At 66.1% G+C, this 21,978-nt stretch carries 17 protein-coding genes and 1 pseudogene; 10 read left to right on the top strand and 8 right to left on the bottom strand.

Features of this window, described 5'->3' with window-relative positions; genetic code table 11:
• Both QUV11_RS09250 and QUV11_RS09245 read right to left on the bottom strand, forming a co-directional pair.
• Positions 1–505 (bottom strand): annotated as a pseudogene (locus tag QUV11_RS09250) (class II poly(R)-hydroxyalkanoic acid synthase); the annotation flags it as partial.
• 114 nt (positions 506–619) lie between these two features.
• The gene (locus QUV11_RS09245; RefSeq protein ID WP_300881903.1) at positions 620–907 is read right to left on the bottom strand and encodes a 4a-hydroxytetrahydrobiopterin dehydratase; all 288 of its coding nucleotides are present in this window, start codon (positions 905–907) and stop codon (positions 620–622) included.
• Positions 908–958: 51 nt separating this feature from the next.
• Between QUV11_RS09245 and ccmA the strand changes: the two genes are divergently transcribed.
• Positions 959–1,603: a heme ABC exporter ATP-binding protein CcmA gene (ccmA, locus tag QUV11_RS09240; protein WP_300881901.1), complete on the top strand. Its 645-nt coding sequence runs from the start codon at positions 959–961 to the stop codon at positions 1,601–1,603.
• Entirely contained in the window at positions 1,600–2,271 is a 672-nt protein-coding gene (locus QUV11_RS09235) for a heme exporter protein CcmB (RefSeq protein ID WP_300881899.1), read from the top strand. Before ccmA ends, QUV11_RS09235 begins: the two co-directional genes overlap by 4 nt.
• A 3-nt stretch (positions 2,272–2,274) precedes the next feature.
• Here the strand turns inward: QUV11_RS09235 and QUV11_RS09230 are convergent, their stop codons facing one another.
• Complete coding sequence (locus QUV11_RS09230; protein WP_300881897.1) at positions 2,275–3,006, bottom strand: extensin family protein; 732 nt, start codon at positions 3,004–3,006, stop codon at positions 2,275–2,277.
• Between the two features lie 120 nt (positions 3,007–3,126).
• Here QUV11_RS09230 and QUV11_RS09225 point away from each other — a divergent pair, with 120 nt between their 5' ends.
• Complete coding sequence (locus tag QUV11_RS09225; protein WP_300881895.1) at positions 3,127–3,570, top strand: hypothetical protein; 444 nt, start codon at positions 3,127–3,129, stop codon at positions 3,568–3,570.
• 222 nt (positions 3,571–3,792) lie between these two features.
• Here QUV11_RS09225 and QUV11_RS09220 read toward each other — a convergent pair whose 3' ends face one another.
• The 5 genes from QUV11_RS09220 to QUV11_RS09200 form a co-directional block, all read right to left on the bottom strand.
• Positions 3,793–5,181, bottom strand: a complete 1,389-nt coding sequence (locus tag QUV11_RS09220) for a glutamate--cysteine ligase (RefSeq protein ID WP_300881893.1) — start codon at positions 5,179–5,181, stop codon at positions 3,793–3,795.
• 100 nt (positions 5,182–5,281) lie between these two features.
• On the bottom strand, positions 5,282–6,043 hold the full coding sequence (locus QUV11_RS09215; RefSeq protein WP_300881891.1) for a 16S rRNA (uracil(1498)-N(3))-methyltransferase: 762 nt from the start codon (positions 6,041–6,043) through the stop codon (positions 5,282–5,284).
• 446 nt (positions 6,044–6,489) lie between these two features.
• Positions 6,490–6,711: a hypothetical protein gene (locus QUV11_RS09210; protein WP_300881889.1), complete on the bottom strand. Its 222-nt coding sequence runs from the start codon at positions 6,709–6,711 to the stop codon at positions 6,490–6,492.
• Between the two features lie 239 nt (positions 6,712–6,950).
• Complete coding sequence (locus QUV11_RS09205) at positions 6,951–8,621, bottom strand: amidohydrolase (RefSeq protein ID WP_300881887.1); 1,671 nt, start codon at positions 8,619–8,621, stop codon at positions 6,951–6,953.
• A complete protein-coding gene (locus QUV11_RS09200) occupies positions 8,618–9,502 on the bottom strand; it encodes an NAD(P)-dependent oxidoreductase (protein ID WP_300881885.1) in 885 nt (294 codons plus the stop codon). Before QUV11_RS09200 ends, QUV11_RS09205 begins: the two co-directional genes overlap by 4 nt.
• A gap of 59 nt (positions 9,503–9,561) precedes the next feature.
• Here QUV11_RS09200 and QUV11_RS09195 point away from each other — a divergent pair, with 59 nt between their 5' ends.
• The 7 genes from QUV11_RS09195 (at position 9,562) to QUV11_RS09165 (ending at position 21,838) form a co-directional block, all read left to right on the top strand.
• The gene (locus QUV11_RS09195; RefSeq protein WP_300881883.1) at positions 9,562–10,788 is read left to right on the top strand and encodes a threonine ammonia-lyase; all 1,227 of its coding nucleotides are present in this window, start codon (positions 9,562–9,564) and stop codon (positions 10,786–10,788) included.
• Between the two features lie 459 nt (positions 10,789–11,247).
• Positions 11,248–12,003 carry an arginyltransferase gene (locus tag QUV11_RS09190; protein WP_300881881.1) on the top strand — a complete coding sequence of 252 codons (756 nt, stop codon included), beginning with the start codon at positions 11,248–11,250 and terminating at the stop codon, positions 12,001–12,003.
• Between the two features lie 55 nt (positions 12,004–12,058).
• Positions 12,059–14,323, top strand: coding sequence for an autotransporter assembly complex family protein (locus QUV11_RS09185; RefSeq protein ID WP_300881879.1), 2,265 nt, complete (start codon positions 12,059–12,061; stop codon positions 14,321–14,323).
• A complete protein-coding gene (locus QUV11_RS09180) occupies positions 14,323–18,546 on the top strand; it encodes a translocation/assembly module TamB domain-containing protein (protein WP_300881877.1) in 4,224 nt (1,407 codons plus the stop codon). Before QUV11_RS09185 ends, QUV11_RS09180 begins: the two co-directional genes overlap by 1 nt.
• 148 nt (positions 18,547–18,694) lie before the next feature.
• Entirely contained in the window at positions 18,695–19,615 is a 921-nt protein-coding gene (locus QUV11_RS09175) for an alpha/beta hydrolase (RefSeq protein WP_300881875.1), read from the top strand.
• On the top strand, positions 19,612–20,862 hold the full coding sequence (locus QUV11_RS09170) for an aminotransferase class V-fold PLP-dependent enzyme (RefSeq protein ID WP_300881873.1): 1,251 nt from the start codon (positions 19,612–19,614) through the stop codon (positions 20,860–20,862). Before QUV11_RS09175 ends, QUV11_RS09170 begins: the two co-directional genes overlap by 4 nt.
• Before the next feature lie 124 nt (positions 20,863–20,986).
• On the top strand, positions 20,987–21,838 hold the full coding sequence (locus QUV11_RS09165) for a universal stress protein (RefSeq protein WP_300881871.1): 852 nt from the start codon (positions 20,987–20,989) through the stop codon (positions 21,836–21,838).
• The last annotated feature ends 140 nt before the right edge of the window (positions 21,839–21,978 follow it).

The following is a 21,978-nucleotide window of genomic DNA, read 5'->3' as shown; positions in this document are numbered from 1 at the left end:
TGTAGACCATGTCGTTATAGGCGTTCTTCAGCCCCTTGAGCAGCGACAGCCCGCCCGAATCGACGATCCGCTTCTGCGCCATCGGGTTGCCGAGCAGCGTGTTGGTGGGGGCCAGCGCATCGATTATGATCGCCGAGATGAAGTTGGCGCGGTCGCGCTCGAGCGCGTCGAGCTCAAGCTCGTCGATCCAGCTCTTCATGCCCTTTTGCACGGCCATGTAATATTGAGCACCGGCGCGAAAGAACGGATTGAACCGCCACGCCGGGTCCATGAAGCGCTTGTCCTTGGGGTCGGGCGAAAGCTCCGACTGGCCCATCATGATCTTGACGACGTCTTCCGAAAACGACTGGGCGTGGCGCATGGTGCGCGCCGGGTCGCTGGCGGTCTCGCGCAGCAGCAGCCCGATCGCGCCGACGAAATCCTCCCGCGCCAGCCCCATCAACGGCCCCAGCGCGGTGGTGGACTGCGCTGCCTCTTCGACCAGATTGGGGGTGTCGTCTGCCATATGCTCTCTCTCCACTTTGGCGCGCCGCCCCGTTCATGCGGGATCGGTCGGACGCATACCGTATAGCGAGCAGGCGACCTGCACAATGGGCGCCGGAGAGAGCAGATCAGGACGTCAGATCAGCGCGTCGATCTGGGTCGCAAGGTCGATATCGCGCTGCGAAAGCCCGCCCGCATCGTGCGTGGTCAGCAGGATTTCGACCCGGCTGTAGACATTCGACCATTCGGGGTGGTGATCGGCCTTTTCGGCCAGGATCGCGACGCGGGTCATGAAGCCGAACGCCTCGACGAAATCGGTAAACTTGAAGGTGCGGGTGAGCCCGTCGCGCACCGGCTCTGGCGTCCATTCGGGCAGGGCGGCAAAGGCGGTGGTGCGTTCGATGTCGGTCAGTTTGGTGACCATCGGTTCGTCTCCTCTTGGCAGCGGGCGGCAATTGCGCCTATCGCGGTGCAGATGGCGCAAGATGCTGCACAAACCAAGGGCTTTGACGCGGACGCGGCGCTGGAATGCACCGGGCTTGCCTGTGTGCGCGGCGGCCGGATGCTGTTTCGCGGCGTGTCGTTCGCGCTTGCGGCTGGCGAGGCGCTCCATGTCACCGGCCCCAATGGCCTGGGCAAATCCAGCCTTATCCGCGTGCTTGCCGGGCTGCTTCCGGCCTATGCCGGCGCGGTGAAGGCCACGGGGCGGATGGCGCTGGCCGATGAAAAGGTGGCGCTGGATCAGGGGCAACCGCTTGGCCGTGCGCTGGCGCACTGGACGCAGCTCGATGGCAGTGCCGACGCCGCCATCGCCGGCGCCCTGGCCGCGGTGGACATGGCCCATCTTGCCGATGTTCCGGTGCGGTTTCTCTCGACCGGCCAGCGCAAGCGCGCGTTGCTCGCGCGGATCAGCCTGTCGCGCGCGGCCATCTGGCTGCTCGACGAGCCGGCCAACGGTTTGGACACCGCCTCGATCGAGCGATTGGGCGGGCTGATGGCGGCGCACCGCGCGAACGGCGGCATCGTGCTCGCCGCATCGCATCAGCCGCTGCCGCTGGAGGGCGCGCAGACGCTGCCGCTCGCCGCGTTCGTACCCGCCGTTTTGGATGAGCCCGCATGATCGGCGCATTGGGCACGCTGATCCGGCGCGAGCTGATGCTGGCCTTTGGCCTGGGCGGTGGAACGCGCGGCTCGGCCGGGTTCATCATGCCGATCATCTTCTTCCTCGCGGTGGCGACGATCTATCCGTTCGCGGTCGGGCCCGATGTGCAGTTGCTCGGGCGCACCGGGGGCGGTGTGATCTGGGTCGCGGCGTTGCTCGCAAGCATCCTGCCGATCGACCGGCTGGTGCAGGCGGATGTCGACCAGGGGATGATCGACCAGTATGTCGTGCGCGGCCTCTCCGAAGAGCTGATCGCTCTGGCGAAGACCATCGGTCACTGGCTGAGCTTCGGTCCGCCCTTGATGCTGGCGGCGGTCATTTCGGCAGGGCTTTTGGGCCAGACATCTGAGCAGCTGCTGACCATCGAGATCGGCCTTGCCTGCGCGACTCCCGCGCTAGCGGCTCTGGGCGTCATGATCGCCTCGCTGACCGCAGGCCTGCGCCATGGTGCGGCGCTGGGCGGGCTGCTGCTGCTGCCGCTCGCGGTGCCGTTGCTGATCTTCGGCGCGGGCAGTCTCGCCCCCGGTAGCCAGAACGGTCTGCTGCTACTCGCCGCCGCCAGCCTTTTGCTCACCGTCATCTGCCCGATCGCCGCAGGGGCCGCGATCCGCGCCGGACGCGAGTAACGATCAGCGGCACGCGCTCCAGCCCATCGCCCCGCGATCAGCCAAGTCGAAATGGAAGTGGTCTGCGTGCGCGGCGTTGTAGTCGGGCGACAGCGTGGTCGAGAAGACGTCGCACGCGCCATCGCGCACGCGCTTGAGGAACAGCGCCTTTTCATCGCCACCGAACCAGTCGCCCAGCACCGAGATGCGGCGGCCGTCCTCGAGCACGAAGCCGCTGACATCGAGCGCATTCGCCGTGGCGTGTTCGCTCCAGGATCCCTCGCTGCGGCTATACATCCGGCGACACGAGTAACTGCCGAAGGTCTCGATCCGGCTGACCCGGCTGCCCAGGATCTCCTGCGCCTGCGGCTGGACCACCTGCGCCTGCCAGATCAGCAGGCCGGTCATCATCGGGCACGACGGCGCGACCGAGGCGGGGGCAAGCGGAAGCAGCTCCTGACCCGACGACGCGCGCACCGCATTGTCGACCCGGCACTGGTCCGCGCCGAACGGTTCGGACGGGGTGAAATCGAGTCCAGAGGTCTCGAGCAGCGCAAGGCACTGGTCGCGATCTTCGGACAGCTGCACGATCTTGCGCCCGGTGGACATCCCGATGGGTTCGCTGAGCGACAGCGGCGTCCAGGGCATGTCCTCGCGTCCGGGTTTCAGCCAGGCGAACAGCACCACCAGCGCGAACGCGAAGATGGCGAGCCAGATCAGGCGCCGGGCGAGGCCGATGATGTTGGGAGCACGCATATGGGCCACCTTACGCGGGCATGCGGCAGAAGGATGCAGCACGATTACCTGCGGCGTAATTGTTCCGGCGCGGGCGGGCGGGGTAATCGGGGACATCGAGACGCAAACGGAGACCCAGATATGAACGGCAAATGGCAGGCGCAGATGCAGCTTTGGTGCGGCGCGGTGATGATCTTCGGGTTGTTGCTGATGAGCGGCGCTTTCGAGGCGACCAGCGCTGTCACCGATGCGATGTTCGCGATTCTCGATGCGCCGGGGCCATTGAACTACGATCCTGTCTTGCGATTCTCGCTGGCGCTGATGGGCGCAGTGACCCTTGGCTGGGGCGCAACCGTGCTCGCGGTGGTGCGCGGCACGCGCGAGATGCCCGCCGCGCAATCGCTGGCGCTATGGCGCGGAATCACGGTTGCCTTGCTCTTGTGGTACGTCGTCGACAGCGCCCTCTCGGTCGCCACCGGCTTCTGGCGCAACGCGCTTTCGAACACCGTGCTGATCGGCTGGTACCTGCTGTTGGTCGCGCGCCACCCGGCACGCGCAGGGCAGGGGCAGGCAGCGCGGGCGTAGCGCATACCCCTCCGTCATTCCCGCGAAAGCGGGAATCCCGCTTCATCTACGTTTGCGCAGTTGCGGGACCCCCGCGTTCGCGGGGGTGACGGGAAGGGAATGCCGAAACGAAAGCGCATTTTCACCCTCACCCAGCTTCGACTAATTCGCTTCGCTCATCAAGGCTTCGCAACCCTCTCCCATCGAGGGAGAGGGGAAGGATTCAAGGGAGAGGGAAAGTGATCAGAACTGCATCTCGTCATAGATCCGGCTGAGGTCGCCGCCCCATTCGCCGTGATACTTGGCGAGCAGGTCTTCCGCTGGGGTTTTGCCGCGCGCGACGGTGTCGCGCAGTGGTTCGAGGAAGCCGGTTTCGTTGTCGCCGCTCGAGTTGGTGCGCGCGCGGGCGGCGAGGCCCGAGGAGGCGATGTCGAGCACTTCGGCAGCGATGTCGAGCAATTTGCCGCCGCCGGCGATCGGCGCGTTGAGACCCATCTTGGGGACAGAATCGCGCAGGGTCTGGCGTTCCTCGATGGTCCAGCCCTTGACCACATCCCACGCGGCGTCGAGCGCGCCCTGGTCATAGAGCAGGCCGACCCAAAGGGCGGGCAGCGCGCAGATCTTGCTCCACGGGCCGCCATCGGCGCCGCGCATCTCGAGGAAGCTCTTCAGCCGGACTTCGGGGAAGGCGGTCGAGAGGTGATCGTTCCAGTCGCTGATCGTCGGACGTTCGCCGGGCAGGGCGGGCAGCTTGCCGTTGAGGAAATCGCGGAAGCTCTGGCCGGCCGCATCGATGTACAGCCCGTCGCGGAAGACGAAGTACATCGGCACGTCGAGCATGTATTCGACATAGCGTTCATAGCCGAAGCCATCTTCGAACACGAACGGCAGCATGCCGGTGCGCGCAGGGTCGGTGTCCGACCAGATGTGGCTGCGGTACGAAAGCATGCCGTTGGGCTTGCCCTCGGTGAACGGCGAGTTGGCGAACAGCGCGGTCGCGAGCGGCTGCAGCGCGAGGCCTACGCGGAACTTCTTGGCCATGTCGGCCTCGCTCGCATAATCGAGGTTCACCTGGATCGTGCAGGTGCGCAGCATCATGTCGAGCCCCATGGAGCCGACGCGCGGCATATGGTCGAGCATGATGCCATAGCGGCCCTTGGGCATGATCGGCAGTTCGGCGCGGGTCTTGTCGGGCCACATGCCCATGCCGAGAAACCCGGTGTTGGTCTTCTCGCCCACGGCCTTGACCTGGGCGAGATGCCGCCCGGTTTCGGCGCAGGTCTGGTGCAGGTTTTCGAGCGGCGCGCCCGACAGTTCGAGCTGGCCGGCAGGCTCGAGGCTGACGGTGCCATCGGGGCCGCGCATCGCGATGACGTTGGTGCCGCCTGCCGGGGTCAGTTCCTCGACCGGCTCCCAGCCGAATTCGCCGAGCGACATCAAAAGATCGTGGATGCCGCCGGGTTCGGCATAGCTCGGCGCGTGGTGATCGGCGCGGTTGAACACGAATTTCTCATGCTCGGTGCCGATCCGCCAATCGGCCTTGGGCTTCTCGCCCTCGCGCATCGGCTCGGCCAGCTGCGCAATCGAGGTGATCACGGGATCATCCTGCCCGGTGGTGGTACGTGTGCTCATTGTGCGCCCTGAACCCTGCTCTGTCTTTGGTCGCTGGCTTTAGTTGCGGCTTGCAACCCAAGCTAGTCCTAATTGTGTAATGGGGAGAATAGCCTGGCTTTCAAGCGACCCAATCGCCTTGCGACGCCATCCACACCGCGGTGGCAGCGATGGCCGCCGTTTCCGCGCGCAGGATCCGCGGGCCAAGCGATACCGGAACAGCGGCGGGATGGCCGCAGATCGCGGCGTTCTCGGCGTCGGTGAAACCGCCCTCGGGGCCGATCACAACCCCTGCCGGCCCAGGATGCAGCGCGATGGCCTGCGGGAGTGAAACGCCGCTGCCCTCGTGCAGCCGTTCATCGGCAAAGAACAGCGGGCGGCCTTCGGGCCAGGTCTTGAGCAGCGCATCGAGCTTGGTCAGCGCTGAGATCTCCGGCAGCGCGGTGCGCTCGCATTGTTCAGCCGCTTCGATCATCGTGCCGCGCAGCCGGTCGGGCTTGACCTTGTCGACCACCGCGCGATCGGTCAGCACCGGGACGAAGCGCGCAACGCCTAGTTCACAGGCCTTCTCGGCAAGAAAATCGAACCGCGCCTTCTTGATCGGCGCGGCGCATAGCCAGAAATCGGGTACCGCCTCGCGCGGCCGCAACAGGCATTCGATGGTCAGCGTCAGGTCGCGCTTGCCGCGCGCGGTGACCCTTGCGAGATATTCGCCGCTGATATCGTCGAACAGCTTGACCGCCGCGCCTTCCGTCAGCCGCATGACATTGACCAGATAATGCGCCTGTCCACCCTCGATGCGCAGCGAACCCGCTGTCGCCAGAGGCTGATCGACAAACAGACGCGGCGAGGAGCGCGGGGGCCAGGCAGGGGTTGCGGTCATGCGATCGCCTTATCGCGATGCCGCTGCCAGGTCCAGCATAGGGGGTTCAGCGCTGCGCGCGCACGAAAACCGGCCCGCGGGCGAGGCCGCTGCCGGAGAAACATCATGATAAAGGGGATAAGCCCGGGCGCGATGAGAAGGGGGGAGGATCGCGCGCCCGGGCTCATATTTGTTAGAACGACATCGGAGGGGGGGCTTGGTCTGTCGTCCTGAATCAAAAACCAAGATCGCGAATTTTGGTTCCGACAAAAAATGCAGGCGATGATATTTTTTTCGAAGAGCGTTTTGGGCGGCTGATGCCACCTGTCCCACCGAGCGGACTGAAAGGCGCTCCAAGGCAATGAGGCCAGCCGCCGGTGGGACCGAGAGGGCATAAAAAAACGGGGCCCGAAGACCCCGTTTTCTAACTTGATAGGACCGAAACGGTCCGACCTGTCTGATCGAAATCAGGGGCTGGTCGGGGTGTCGCTGTCCTGGTCGGCTGCAATCACGATACCACCGATAACGGCAGCAGCGGCGAGAACGCCGATGATGATTCCGGTGCCGCCTTCAGCTTCGTTTTCTTCTGCCGAAACAGCCGAAATACGCTCTGCGCCAGCCTGCGCCAGTACCGGCGTTGCGGTGATGGCAAGTGCAGCAAGAGCAGCTGCAGCAATACGATTCTTCATTATAGCCTCCGTCACGTCTTAGTTCGGTTCCCTAATCCATTGAAGATCAAGGATTTTCAACCCGTTGTGAAAAGAGCGTTGTTTCCGCTCTTCCCGACACTCAATGCCCCACTAAGGCTTAAGTTCCGGTCATGCAAGGCAGAATTCACGTTCTAAAAGGCGCAAAAAGGCTTTTGTGGCAGGGTGTTGCATGCGGGCAACGAATGCTTTCAAAGGGGTTAATACGGACGGCCGATGCCTTATCGGCCGCCGCGCGCTTCATAGCGGCGCACCCCGCCGATCCAGGTTTCCACCACCTTGGCATTGCGCAGTTCGCCGGGGCTGCTGAGCAGCGGATCGATATCGAGCAAGATGAAATCCGCCCGCATTCCCGGTTGCAGCGTGCCAAAGCGGTCTTCGGCAAAGCCGGCATAGGCCGCGCCGCGGGTGAAGGCGTCGATTGCCTGTACCCGGCTCAACCGTTCCTGCGGCTGCCATCCACCGAAAGGCTGTCCGTCCGCGCCTTCGCGCGTGATCGCGGCGGCCAGTCCGGGAAACGGATCGGGCGATTCCACCGGCGTGTCCGACCCGAAGGCCAGCGGTACGCCGCCTTCGCTCAGCGTTTTCCAGGCATAGGCCCCTGCCAGCCGCGCCGGACCCAGCCGGGCCTCTGCCATCAGCCGGTCAGAAATCTGGTGCACCGGCTGCATCGAGGCGATGATGCCGTTCTTGGCCAGGCGCGGGATGTCGAGCGGATCGATGATCTGCGCGTGCTCGATCCGCCAGCGGCGGTCGCCCTTATAGTCCTGCGCCAGTTCCTCGATGGCGGACAGGGCCTGCGCGTTGGCGCCGTCGCCGATGGCGTGCGCGGCCACCTGGAAATCGTCCATGGCTGCGCGGCTCATCATGTTGAGCAGCTGGGTGTCGTTGACGAAGCTCAATCCGCGTTCGCCGGGCTTGTCGGCGTAATCGGCCTTGAGCCGCGCCCCGCGTGATCCCAGCGCGCCATCGAGATACAGCTTCACCCCGTTGAGCCGCAGCCGGTCGTCATACAGCCATGGTGTCGGACGGGGGCCAGCGATGGCGACCATCGCATCGATCCCGCTGGCATAGGCCATGATCCGGACATAGAGCCTTTGTTCGTCGCCCGCGCGGCGATAGGCCTGCCAATCGTCGATCGAGGTCCCCATATCGGCGATCCCGGTGATGCCCAGGCCGAGCAGATGATCCTGCGCTGCGATCAATGCGGCATCGCGGTCGACCGCGCGCGGCGGTGGCACGGATTTGGCCACCAGCGTTTCGGCGGCATCGACGAACACGCCCGCAGGCTTGCCGCCGATCCGTTCGATCCGCCCGCCCGGCGGGTCCTTGGCATCCGGCTTGACGCCGGCTGCCTGCATCGCGGCGGTGTTAGCCCAGCCGGCATGGCCATCGACCCGCTCCAGCCAGACCGGGCGATCGGGAACGACCGCGTCGAGATCGGCTGCGGTGGGAAAGCGGCCAAGACCCCATTTTTCCTGGTTCCACCCGCGCCCGATGATCCATGGGCGGGAAGGGTGCTCGTCGGCATAGGCCTTGATCAGTCCAAGCGCCTCCTCGAGCGAGCGCGTGCCCGACAGATCGAGCGTCAGCAGCGAAAAGCCGAGCCCCATGACATGGCCATGCGCATCGATGATGCCAGGCATCAAGGTGCGGCCGTCACCGTCGAGCTTGTAGTCGAGCTTTTCGGGGCGCTTGTCGCGGCGCTGAAGCAGTGCCTTGACCTTGCCATCGTCGTCGATGACCAGCCCGGTGAAGTTGACGACCTTGCCCTTGGCATCGAGAGTCATGCCGTTGACGTTGTCGATCAGGCCATCGGCAAATGCGGGGACGGCAGCGCTGGTCAGCAGCGCGGTGGTGAGCGCGAGCGCGCGCAGGGTGCGGCCGATCACTTGCGCGGCAACCTGCGAACGAGGGCGCTGGTGTCCTGTCGGCCCGCACCCAGATGCTGCGCCTCTGCAAAGAACTGGTCGAGCAGGCCTGCCACCGGAATCGAAGCGCCGTTGTTGCGCGCCTCGTCGAGCGCCAGCCCCAGGTCCTTGCGCATCCAGTCGATGGCAAAGCCGAAGTCGAAGCTGTCCTCCGACATCGTCTTCCAGCGGTTGTCCATCTGCCAGCTCTGCGCCGCACCGCCCGAGATCGCCGAAAACACCTTGTCGAGATCGAGCCGGCTCGCCTGGGCAAAGCGCATCGCCTCGCTCAGTCCGCCGATGATGCCCGCGATGCAGATCTGGTTGACCATCTTGGTGGTCTGGCCATCGCCCGGACCGCCGACATGGACGATCCGCGAGGAATAGCTGTCGATGATCGGCCGTGCCGCCTCGATCGCTTCGGGCTTGCCGCCGCACATGATCGCAAGCGTGCCGTTTTCGGCGCCGGCCTGGCCTCCGGTCACCGGTGCGTCGACGCACAAGATGCCCTTGGCGCGACCTTCGACCGAAATCTGTCGCGCGATCGTCGCCGACACGGTGGTGTGATCGATGAACACCGACCCGCGGGGCAGCGTGTTGAACGCGCCCTGACGGCCCATGATCACCTGGGCCAGATCGTCGTCGTTGCCGACGCAGGTGATCACCGCATCCATGCCTTCCGCCGCTTCTGCGGGGGTGGCGGCGACGCGTGCCATGCCGGCCAGATGCGGATGTGCTTCGAGCCAGCTGTGAACCTTCGCCGGGCTGCGATTGTACAGCGCCAACGAGTGCCCGTTGTTGCCCAGATGCCGCGCCATGGGACCGCCCATTACGCCGATGCCGATAAATGCTATATTTGCCATGGCGGTGCCTTAACGGATGTTTTCAATCGGCGCCATATCGGTTAGGTGCCGCAGCCGATATGACCAGCCCATCCGCACAGCTCACCCTCGAGACCATCCGCGCCGCGCACCAGCGCATCGCCGGGTCGATCGTCCGCACCCCGACCTTGGTGAGCAAGACGCTGTCGGCGATTACCGGGGCGACGGTCTATTTGAAGTTCGAGAACCTCCAGTTCACCGCCGCCTACAAGGAGCGTGGTGCGCTCAACTTCCTCTCCCAGATGAGCGAAGAGGCCAAGGCCAAGGGCGTCATCGCCGCCTCTGCCGGCAACCATGCGCAGGGTCTGGCCTGGCACGGCACCCGGCTGGGCGTTCCGGTCACCATCGTGATGCCCAAGACCACGCCGACCATCAAGGTCCAGCAGACCGAAGCCAATGGCGGCAAGGTGATCCTGTTCGGCGAGAAATATGACGATGCCTATGCGCATGCGCGCGAGCTCGAGGCGACCGAGGGGCTGACCTTCGTCCATCCGTTCGACGATCCCGTCATTGCCTCGGGGCAGGGGACGGTCGCGATCGAGATGCTCGAGGATGCGCCCGACATCGATCATTTCATCATTCCGATCGGTGGTGGTGGACTGTTCTCGGGCATGGGCACCGCGGCGCGCGCGCTGAAGCCCGACATCAAGCTCACCGGTGTGCAGGCCAGGCTTTATCCCAGCATGTACAACACCGTGAAGGGCACCGATTATCCGTGCGAGGGCGACACGCTGGCCGAGGGCATTGCGGTCAAGCAGCCCGGCGACTTCACCCGCGAAATCGTCCGCGCGCTCGCCGATGACATCGTGCTGGTCACCGAGCCGCAGCTCGAGACCGCGGTCAGCCTGTTGCTGCAGATCGAAAAGACTGTGGCCGAAGGCGCCGGCGCAGCAGGGCTTGCCGCCTTGCTGGCAGAGCCCGAGCGCTTTGCGGGCCAGACCGTCGGCGTGGTGCTGTGCGGCGGCAACATCGATACCCGGCTGCTTGCCAACGTGCTGCTGCGCGATCTGGCGCGGTCCGGACGGCTGGCCCGTCTGCGCATCGCGCTGCAGGACCGCCCCGGCGCGCTGTTCAAGGTGATGCGCCAGTTCGACGCGCATCAGGTCAACATCATCGAGATCTACCACCAGCGCGTGTTCACCAACCTGCCCGCTAAGGGCCTGATCACCGACATCGAATGCGAAGCCCGCGACCGCGCCCAGCTCGAAGCGCTGATCACCTCGCTCAAGGCGAGCGGCTATGACGTGGGCCTGGTCGAGGTCGCCTGAGGGGCGGTGGACGGACCGGCCTCATCGCGGCTGCTGATTTGCTTGCCTCTCCCTTGATGGGAGAGGCAGCGAGACTTGGTGGCTTTGCCACCTAGTCGCAGCGGTGAGGGTGATGGTGCGGCTGGGTGCTGACTGCAGGCCCGGGAAAGCCTTCACAATCCGGAGAGATCACCCCCACCCAACCCTCCCCCATCAAGGGGGAGGGCTTTCTGAACGTTTTTGCATGCAGGACGGGCGGGAAGTCGCGCCCCATTTCGCGTATCCCGCGTGGCCACGATTCAGCATGAATCCTTTCTTTATCCACAGGACAGCGCAGTCTGCCGCCAAATTGACTCGACTTGGCGCTGCTTAACCATGAAAGTTGGTTAACCGGCTTGGCGGCGGCGCGGGTTATCGATCATACCGGCGTCGGGTCTTCTCCCGCACGTCAGGCAACCAGAAACAAGGATCGTTCCGCACGTGAGCGCACCGGCACGCTTTCCCCGATTCTTCGTGACCAACCCCGGTCCGTGTCCGTATCTGCCGGGCAAGAGCGAGCGCAAGGTGTTCACCGAGCTCAACGGCCCGCATGCCGACGAACTCAACGATGCGCTCAGCCGCATCGGCTTTCGCCGCAGCCAGAATGTCGCGTATCGGCCCAGCTGCCTGGATTGCCGCGCCTGTGTCTCGGTGCGGGTGGTGGCCGAAAAATTCGCGCCCAGCCTGGGCCAGCGCAAGCTGCTGCGGCGCAACCGCGACCTCATCGTTTCCGCCTGCCGCCCCTGGTCGACGCAGGAGCAATACGACCTGTTGCGCCGGTATCTCAAGGCGCGGCATCCCGGTGGCGGCATGTCCGACATGGACGACATGGATTATGCCGACATGGTCGAGCATTCGCCGGTGCGCAGCTATGTCATCGAATATCGCGAGCCCAACCCCGATGGCAGTGCCGGCAAGCTGGTCGGCGCGTGCCTCACCGACCAGCAGGGCGACGGCCTGTCGATGATCTACAGCTTCTACGAGCCCGACCATCCCACCCGGCGGGGCCTGGGCAACTACATCATCATGGACCACATCCAGCGCGCTGCACGGGCGCGGCTGCCCTATGTGTATCTGGGCTATTGGGTAAAATCTTCGCCCCGGATGCAGTACAAGGTCAAATACCAGCCGCTTGAACTGCTTGGTCCCGATGGCTGGCACCCGTTCGACCTTGAACGCGACGCTGGCGAGGTCTAGACGTCTCGCGCGGCCTCGGGGCGTGACCCGTACGCGTGGAAAGCAAATTGGGTAGATGAGTCTGGCTGATCGCGGGTGCCTGGCAGCGGCCTGGACAATGGCTTTGCTGGCCGCAGGCGTGGCAATGCCGGACACCGCGCGCGCGCAGGATGCGTCGCCGCAGCCCGTGGCCCCGGTGCCGGCCCTTTCCGCGCCCTCTCCCATCGCACCCCTCGACGACCCGCTGGGGATCGATCCGCTCGCCCCGCTCGACCAGCTGCCCGGAATGGAGGTCGACTGGCCCGAAGGTGGTGACGTGCCCGAATGGCCCGGCGAATTCTCGGTCGAGGACAGCCTGCCGCCCGAGGGCGCGACCGCCGATGCGTCCGACAGCGCCAATCCCGATAGCGTGGCGACCAGCGCGGATGATGTGCGCGACGGCCTGGCTGCTGCAGCGGCGCCGCTTGAAGACATGCCACAGGTTGAGGGTGGGGACTCCGAAGCCGCGACCCGGCGGGCCGAACGTCAGGCGGAGCGAGAGGAGCGCCGCGCCGAGCGCCAGGCGCTGCGCGCTCTGGACAATGGCGATGTGCGCTATCGCGTGGTCGTGACATTCGTCCCGTCGGATGACCTGAACGCGCTCGATCAGGGGGCGTTCACCGAGCGTTTCCGATCCTTGTCGACGCTCGAGCGGCTCTCGGGCGACGACGCCAACCTGGCACAGGTCAACCGCCGTGCGCGCGACGACCGCGACCTGCTCGACAACATGCTGCGGGTCTATGGTTTCTACGATGGCGAGGTGCGCAACTCGGTCGCGCGGATCGAGGGGCAGGACCGCGTCGCGATGACCTTCGATATCACCGCAGGACCGCTGTACACGCTGAGCGCGGTCGAACTGGCAGGGCTCGATGCGGTGGGCGTCGACGTGCCCGCGATGCGCGCGGCGTTTGGCGTGAAGACCGGCGATCCGGCCAATTCGGACAGGATTGTCGCCGGGCGGCTGGCAGTGCTGACCCGCTTGCTGGAAACCGGCTTTGCGTTTGCCGAGACCGGCGAGCCCGACCTGCTCATCGATCACGACCTGCGCAGCGGCGCGCTCACTCTGCCGGTCCGGCCGGGCGGCCGGTATCGCTTCGGCGGCATCGTGACCGGCGAGGATGACCTGTTCGGGTCCCGGCATCTGCGGCGCATTGCCCGTTTCGACAGCGGCGACATCTTCCAGGCCTCGGAGGTCGACGATCTGCGCCGTGCGATCCTGGCGACCGGGCTGGTCTCGACCGTGACGTTGACCCCGGTCGCGGCGACCCCGCCAATCGGGGCAGAATTGGGGACGGTCGATATCGCCGTCGCAACGACCGCTGCGCCGTTGCGCACCATTGCCGGGGCGTTGGGCTATGGCACCGGCGAGGGCTATCGTGCCGAGGTGAGCTGGGAGCATCGCAATTTCTTCCCGCCCGAAGGTCTGGTGCGCGCCCGCGCGGTAGGCGGTACGCAAGAGCAGCTGATCAACCTGGTGTATCGTCGCAACAACTTCATGAAGCGCGACCGGGTGCTGACCGCGCAGGTGCTGGCGAGCAACATCAACCGCAATGCCTTCGAGGCGCGTACCTTTCTGGTGGCAGGCTCGCTCGAGCGGCAGACCAACCTGATCTTCCAGAAGAAGTGGACATGGTCGGTGGGCGGCGAACTGGTGCTCTCCGACGAACGCGACGGCCGCTCGCGCATCGTCGGCGGCGCGCGGCGGACCTTCTTCATCGCTGCGCTGCCGACTTCGCTGACCTATGACGGCAGCGACGATCTGCTCGACCCGAGCAAGGGTTTTCGTCTGGGCGGGCGCGTGTCGCCGGAGTATTCGCTGCAGTCGGGCAGCCAGGGCTATGTGCGCATCCAGCTCGACGGCAGCTATTACCAGCCCGTGTCGGAGCGGATCGTGATGGCGGGCCGAATGCGGCTGGGCAGCACCATCGGCGCGGGACGCTTCGATATCGCGCCCTCGCGCCGCTTCTATGCGGGCGGCGGCGGATCGGTGCGCGGCTATGGCTTCCAGCGGATCGGGCCGCGCGACGCCAATGACGACCCCATCGGGGGCAATGGCCTGGCCGAGTTCTCGCTCGAGGCGCGCGTACGCTTCGGTGATTTCGGCGTGGTGCCGTTTTTCGATGCGGGCAACGTCTATGCCGACAGCCTGCCTGACCTCAATGGCCTGCGCTACGGCGCGGGCATCGGCGTGCGCTACTACAGCAGCTTCGGCCCGTTGCGCATCGATGTCGCGACCCCGCTCAACCGCCAGTCGGGCGACAGCCGGATCGGCGTCTATATCTCGCTGGGTCAGGCCTTCTGATGGCGGACGAGACCGTGCCCCCGGCGGACGATGCCATGACACCCCCCGGTGGGGATGAGCGCTCCGTCGCGGGGCGCAGGCCGGTGCGCTGGGGCCGGGGACTTGTGCTTGCGGTGCTCGGTCTGGCACTGGCCGTAGCGGCGCTGGTGTTCGCGCTCGATACCGGGCCCGGACGCCGGTTCATCGCCGAACAGCTCGCAGGCTATGAGCTCAAATCGGGGCTCAAGCTGCGCGTCGCGCGGATCGATGGCTCGATCTATGGCAAGGCGGTGCTGCGCGGGGTCGAGGTTTACGATACCCGCCGCGTGTTCTTCACCGCCTCGAGCGTCGATCTCGACTGGCGGCCGTTCCGCTTCCTCGCCAACCGCCTCGACATCCGCGATCTCGTCATCCGCCGTGGCGAACTGCGCAGCCTGCCCGAGCTCAACCCCGGCGATCCCGACGACCCGCTTCTGCCTGGCTTCGACATCCGGATCGACCGGCTGCGCGCCGACGGGCTCGTCATCCGTCAGGGGATCGCCGGCGCGCGCCGGGTGGCCAATATCGCGGGCAAGGTCGACATCCGGTCGGGCCGGGTGCTGGTCGATGCGCGCGCGGCGCTGACCGATGGCACCGACCGGCTGGCGCTGGTCATCGATGCGATGCCCGATCAGAACCGGCTGATGATCGATGCCGATGTGCGTGCGCCGGCAGGCGGCGCGATCGCCACGCTCGCCGGGCTGGAGCAGGATGTCACCGCTTCGATCAAGGGGCAGGGCGACTGGGACTTCTGGCAGGGCAGGCTTGCCGCGACGCTGGGCGAGGGCGAGCTCGCCGCGCTCGACATCAACCAGCGTGAAGGCAATGTCCGGATCAGCGGCACGGTCCGTCCCATGCCGCTGATCGGCACGCAGATGGCGGGCGCGCTCGGCCCGGCCGTCGGTGTCTGGGCGCAGGGTACGCTCGATGCGCGGGTGCTGTCGGGCACGCTGGCGCTCGCGGCGCAGGCGGGGACGGTCACCGCCAACGGCGCGATCGATCTGGGCGACAACCGCTTCGACGATGTCGACGTGGTTGCGCTGCTGACCCGGCCGCAACTGCTCGCCCCTGGGCTGGACGCGCGCGCGCTGCGCGCCGCCATCACCCTGAACGGTGCCTTCACCGATCTGGTTGCGCCCTACCGGCTTACCGCGGATCGTCTGGCGATCGCCGGGGTTAGCGCCGACAGGGTCCTCGCAGAAGGCACGATCACCCGTGCGGGCGCGGATTTCACGATTCACGTCAAGATCAGCGCCACGCGCGTGGTCACCGGTAACGCCTATGGCGACCGGCTGGCGAGCGGGCTGGTCGGCGAGGGCGTGGTGCGGATGCGCGACGGACAGCTGAGCAGCGACCCGATCCGGCTCGCCAGCCGCACCTTCACCGCTCTGGTCCAGCTCTCGGGCAGCGCCGAGCGCGGACGCTATCTTGCGGTCGCCGATGTGCGGCTGCCGGCCTTTGCGGTCGAGAATGTCGGCGATGCCGATATCGATGCAAACGTGCGCCTCGCCTTTGGCGGCGGCGCGGGCTGGGATCTGCTCGGCGATGTCCGCGTGCTGATGCGCAGGATCGTCAACGAGACCGTGGTGACGCTGATCGGCCCTGCGCCGCGCTTTTCGAGCAAGTTCAGTTATGGTGCGGGCCAGCCTTTCGTGCTGCGCGATGCGAGCCTTGCCGCCGAGAAGCTCGCGCTGATCGGCGGCGGGCGGGTCGAAACCGATGGCCGCATCGTGCTGCGCGCCAGCGGGCGGCATCGCGATTATGGCGCGCTCGATGTCAGCGCCGATTCGATCCGAGGCGATACGCGTGCGGTGCTGACCCTGGCCGATCCGCTACCGGCTTTGGGCGTCACCGATCTGCAGCTCGCGCTGGGCACCGTGCCCGATGGGTTCTCGGTCGATGTCACCGGTCAGTCGGCGCTGGGACCACTGGAGGGCGTCACCCGGATTTTCGCCCGCGAGGCGGGACGGACGCTGATCGAGGTCGAACGCTTCAGCGTGTCGCGGGCGCTGTTTGCCGGCGACATCTTCGCCACCAGCGCAGGCATCGACGGCGCGCTCACGGTGTCGGGTGGCGGGATCACGGGCGACGTCACGCTCGATCCACGCGCCGAAGGGCAGGGGGTCAAAGCCTTGATCAACCTCGCCAATGCACGCTTCGATGGCGAAGTGCCGATCACGATCAACCGCGGGTCGATGGAGGTGGATGCCCTGCTCGCCGATGGCCGCAGCACGGTCACCGGCAGCATCCGCGGCCAGGGCATCGCGCGCGGTCCGTTGTTCATCGGACGGCTCGCGGCGAACGCCAATCTGGTCAACGGCGAGGGCCGGGTCACCGCTTCGCTGGCGGGCCGGCGCGGCAGCAATTTCGATCTGCAAACCGGCGTCCAGATCGCGCGCAACGCGCTCGTCGTTTCAGGCAACGGCCAATATGGCAACCGCCGCCTGCGGCTGATGCGCCCGGCCCGGCTGACCCGGCTCGAGGACGGCGGCTGGCGGCTCGCGCCTGCCGTGCTGCGCGTCGGGCGCGGGCGGATCGGCGCGCAGGGCCGCTTCGGTGGCGGGCTGACCGATATCACCGCGCAGTTCAACACCGTGCCGATGGCGCTGTTCGATGTCGCGGTGCGTGAGCTCGGCTTCGGCGGCAACGCCTCGGGGACGCTCAGCTATCGTCAGGCAGACGGCGGCGTGCCCACCGGCAAGGCCAGCGTGAAGCTCGACAATCTCACCCGCACCGGACTGATCGCCAGCTCGCGCCCGGTCGATATTGCGGCCAATCTGGCACTCACCGCCGATGCGCTGGCGATGCGCGCGGTGATCGCCGAGCAGGACAAGACGGTCGGGCGAGCGCAGGCCCGGATCAGCGGTCTGCCCGCCGGGTTCGACCTGTTCGGGCGGCTGCAGCGCGGCGCGCTCGCCGGACAACTGCGCTTCAACGGTCCGGCGGATTCGCTGTGGCGGCTGCTGGGGGTCGAGGCGTTCGACGTCACCGGCCAGGTCGGGGTGTCCGCCGATCTTTCGGGCAGCCTGCTCGATCCGCGCATCAATGGCGTGCTGGCGACGCGCACCGCGCGGCTCGAGAGCGCGGTCGCCGGCACGATCATCACCGATATCGCCTCGCGCGGGCAGTTCAACGGATCGCGGCTGACCTTCTCCAGCTTCAGCGGCAAGGTGGGATCGAACGGGACGGTCAGTGGGTCGGGCTATGTCGATTATGGCGGCCTGTTCGCGTCGCCCTCGCAAGGGGTGGCGGTCGAGATCAGGGCCGACGCCAAGAACGCGCAGCTCGTCAACCGCGACGATTTCGGGGCGACGGTGACCGGCCCGCTGATCATTTCCTCCGACGGCCGGTCGGGGACGCTGGGGGGCGATGTCGTGCTCAACCGGGGCCGGTTCCGGCTGGGCCAGTACAATGCAGCGCAGGCACTGCCGATCATCACCGTGCGCGAGGTCAACCGCCGTGCCGACGAGGCACCGCGCCGCGAGCGCCCGGCCATTTGGCGCTATGATGTCAAGGCGCGCGCCGCCAACCAGTTCACCGTGACCGGAATGGGGCTGAACAGCGAATGGTCCGCCGACGTCGCGCTGACCGGAACCATCGATGCACCCAGGATATCCGGACAGGCCGATCTGGTGCGCGGGGAATATGAATTTGCCGGGCGCGAGTTCGATCTGGTGCGCGGGCGGATCAACTTCCGCGGCGAAAACCCACCCAACCCCTCGCTCGATATCGCCGCGTCGGCCAACCTCACCGATCTGAACGCCACCATCAATGTGCGCGGCACCGGGCTGCAGCCGGAAATCAGCTTCACCAGCACGCCGGCGCTGCCCGAGGACGAGCTGCTCGCGCGGCTGCTGTTCGGATCGTCGATCACCGATATCTCCGCGCCCGAAGCGGTGCAGCTGGCCGCGGCCCTGGCATCGCTGCGCGGCGGCGGCGGGCTCGATCCGATCAACGCGCTGCGCGGCGCGATCGGGCTCGACCGTCTGCGCATCGTCGAGGGCGACCAGACCCTGGGGCAGGGCACCAGTATCGCGGCGGGCAAATACATCACCCGCAACACCTATGTCGAAATCGTCACCGACGGCCGCGGCTATTCGGCGACCCAGGTCGAGTTCCAGATCACGCGCTGGCTGTCGCTGCTGTCATCGATCTCGACTATCGGTCGCCAAAGCGCCAATGTGCGGATATCGAGGGATTATTGAGGCGGGCATTGCAAAACCCTGCCATCCCCGCTCAGCCTGAGCCTGTCGAAGGCGGCGCGCAGACGCCCAACCCCTAACGGGGCCTTCGACAAGCTCAGGCTGAGCGGGCATGGGTGCCGGGCTGAACAAAAATCGGAGAGGACACAGTGTGCGAACGATCAAATGGGGCGCCATCGCACTCGCGATGGTGTTGCTCGCGTTTCGACTGGTCGATGCGCCCGGGGCCTCGGCGCACATGAGCGGACCGGTGAACAATCCGCCGATCATGCAATGGCCCGATCTGCTGGAACAGCCGCGGCCGGCGGCCGACCAGACATTTGCCTATGGCGATGATCCGCTGCAGCTGGTCGATCTTTGGCTGCCGCAGGGCGCCGGCCCGCATCCGGTGGTGGTGATGATCCATGGCGGATGCTGGCAGACCGAGATCGCGACCCGCGACATCATGAACTACATTGCCGATGACCTGCGCAAGCACGGCATCGCGGTGTGGAACATCGAGTATCGCGGGGTGGATCGCGGCGGCGGCCACCCCGGCACCTATCACGACGTCGGCGCAGCGGCGGACCTGCTTGCCGCCAAGGCGCAGGCGCTGAACCTCGACCTGTCGACGACCATCGCCATCGGGCATTCGGCAGGCGGGCATCTGGCCTTGTGGCTGGCGGCGCGCCAGGCCTTGCCTGCAGACGAGCCCTTGCGCGGGGCAAACCCCTTGCGGATCGATGCCGCGATCAGCCAGGCGGGCATTGCCGATCTGCGCGCGGCGATGCAGCGCGACGGTCACGCCTGCGGCACCGAGGCGCCCAAGGCGATGGCGGGGGATGCATTCGCGCTGACCTCTCCACCCGAAATGCCGGTGAGCCAGGCGCTGCAGATCCAGTTCCACACCGACAAGGACCGCATCGCGCCGCCGGCTTATGCCACCGAATATGCGGCCGTGATGGCCAAGCGTGGAATCACGGTGGAAACCCATGTCCACGGGCCTGAGGGCCATGTCGAGCTGATCGCGCCGGCCAGCCGCAGCTGGGCTGCGCAGAGGGCCCGCATCCAGGAGCTGTTGAGCAAGCCATGAGCACAACCTACCCATCCTTGTCCGAAGCCGAAGCCCGCGATGCAGCCGATCCCTTGCGCCCTTGGCGCGAGCGGTTCGTGCTGCCCGACGGGGTGATCTATCTCGACGGAAATTCGCTGGGTGCGCTGCCCAAGGCGACCGCGGCCCTGATGCGCGATGTGACCGAACGGCAATGGGGCGAAGGGCTGATCCGCAGCTGGAACGATGCCGACTGGATCGGCGCGCCGCGGCGCATTGGCGACAAGATTGCCGACCTGATCCGCGCCGCACCGGGCGAGGTGATGGTCTGCGATTCGGTGACCGTGAATCTCTATAAACTGATGCTGGCGCTGCTCGCCGCGCGGCGCGACAGCGCGGCGGGCGAAGGCGGTACCATCCTCACCGAGAGCGGGAACTTCCCCACCGATCTGCACGTGGCCGCAGGTGTCGCGCGGCAGCACGGGCTGACGCTGGATGCTGCGCCCCGGGACCAGATTGCCGAGCGGATCGGGCCGGACACCGCGCTGATCGTGCTCACCCATGTCCACTACAAGACCGGCGAGCGGTTCGACATGGCGGGTGTGCAGGCACTGGCCGATGCGCACAATGTGCCGCTGATCTGGGACCTGTCGCACTCGGTGGGCGCTGTTCCGCTCGACATGGGTGCCGATGCGGCGCGCTTTGCCGTCGGCTGCGGCTACAAATATCTCAACGGCGGCCCCGGCGCGCCAGGGTTTCTGTATGTTGCTGCAGAGGCGCTCGAATTCCTGGGGTCGCCGATCCAGGGCTGGATGGGTCATGCCGCACCCTTTGCCATGACCGACGACTATGCGCCGGCCGAGGGGATCGAGCGGTTCCTCGCCGGAACGCCGCCCATGCTGTCGCTGCTGGCGCTTGAGGGCGGGGTGGACCTGATGCTCGAGGCGGACGAGCGCGCGCGCTGGAACAAAGCCCAAGCGCTGTTCGACTTTCTGACGCTGCTGATGGCCGCGCGCTGCCCGGACCTGGTGCCGATCACGCCCCAGCAGGCCGAACTGCGCGGCAGCCATGCAAGCTTTGCGCACCTGCACGCCTGGCCGATCAACCGGGCGCTGATCGAGGCGGGGGTCATCGGCGACTACCGCACCCCGGATGTGCTGCGGCTGGGGCTGACGCCGCTGTACCTTGGGTTTGCCGATATCTGGCTGGCGGTTGACCGGCTCGCTGCCATCATGGAAGATGGCCGTTGGCAACGCCCCGAGTACACCATTTTGAACAAAGTTACCTGAGTGCCGCGGAAACCTTCGGATGAAGGTGAACGTTAGACAACAGGAGGGCCATGATGCCGCAACGGTGTATGCCCTAGCATCCATTCATCAGCCAATAACGGCACGACACAAACGGGAGAGAGACATGAAGCGCCTTCTGGCCTGCCTTGACGTATCGCATTATTCGCAGACGGTGTGCGAGCACGCCGCCTGGGCCGCAACGCGGTTGGACGCGGAGGTCGAGCTTCTGCATGTCATTCAGCGCAACGCTGCCGATGACGTCCGCCAGGAACTGGGCAGCACCATGGACCTCGCCAGCAAGCCGGGCCTGCTCGATGAAATTCTCTCGCTGAAGATCGCCGAAGGCCAGCTGGCGGAACGGCAGGGACAGTTGCTGGTCCAGGCTGCGGTCGAGCAGCTGCGCGCCTTGGGTGTCACCCGCATCGAGACCACGCAGCGCGAAGGCGGGATCGTCGAGACGATCACCGAGCGCGAGGCGTTGAGCGATATGGTGATCATCGGCAAGCGCGGTGCTCAGGCCAATTTCGCCAAGGGGCATCTGGGCAGCAAGGTCGAACGGGTCGTGCGCCAGAGCCAGAAGCCGGTACTTGTCGCAACCCGGCTGTTCAAGGCGCCGCAGCGCATCGCCGTCGCCTTTGATGGCGGTCCATCGAGCCGCAAAGCCCTGGAATATGTCTCGGCCTCGCCTCTGTTCGCCGGTCTCGAGATCGATATCATCCTCGTGGGCGCTTATACCGACAAGAATGCCGGCCATATCGACTGGGCCCAGAGCCAGTTCAGTGGTCGCGCCGGGGTCAAGGCGATCCAGCGTGAAGGCAATCCGGACAGCGTGCTGCAGCAGGTCGCCAAGGAGCGTTCGATCGATCTGTTCGTGATGGGGGCCTATGGCCACAGCCCGCTGCGCAACATGCTGGTGGGCAGCACCACGACGCAGATGATCCGGTCGGGTCAGATGTCGGTGTTGCTGTTTAGGTAAGGGGTACCTCTTCCGTATGCTCTCTCCCCTTCAGGGGAGAGATGCGAGACTTGGCAGCTTGCTGCCTAGTCGCAGCAGAGAGGGGCTGGCCGAAGTCCATTCCCCTCTCCCAACCGCTGACCGAGTCACGTGCCTCGGTC

It is taken from the genome of Blastomonas sp. (genome assembly GCF_030373265.1).
In the GTDB taxonomy this organism is placed as follows: domain Bacteria; phylum Pseudomonadota; class Alphaproteobacteria; order Sphingomonadales; family Sphingomonadaceae; genus Blastomonas.
The sequence above is the reverse complement of the archived record's forward strand: the minus strand, read 5'-3'. Positions and strand labels throughout refer to the sequence as shown.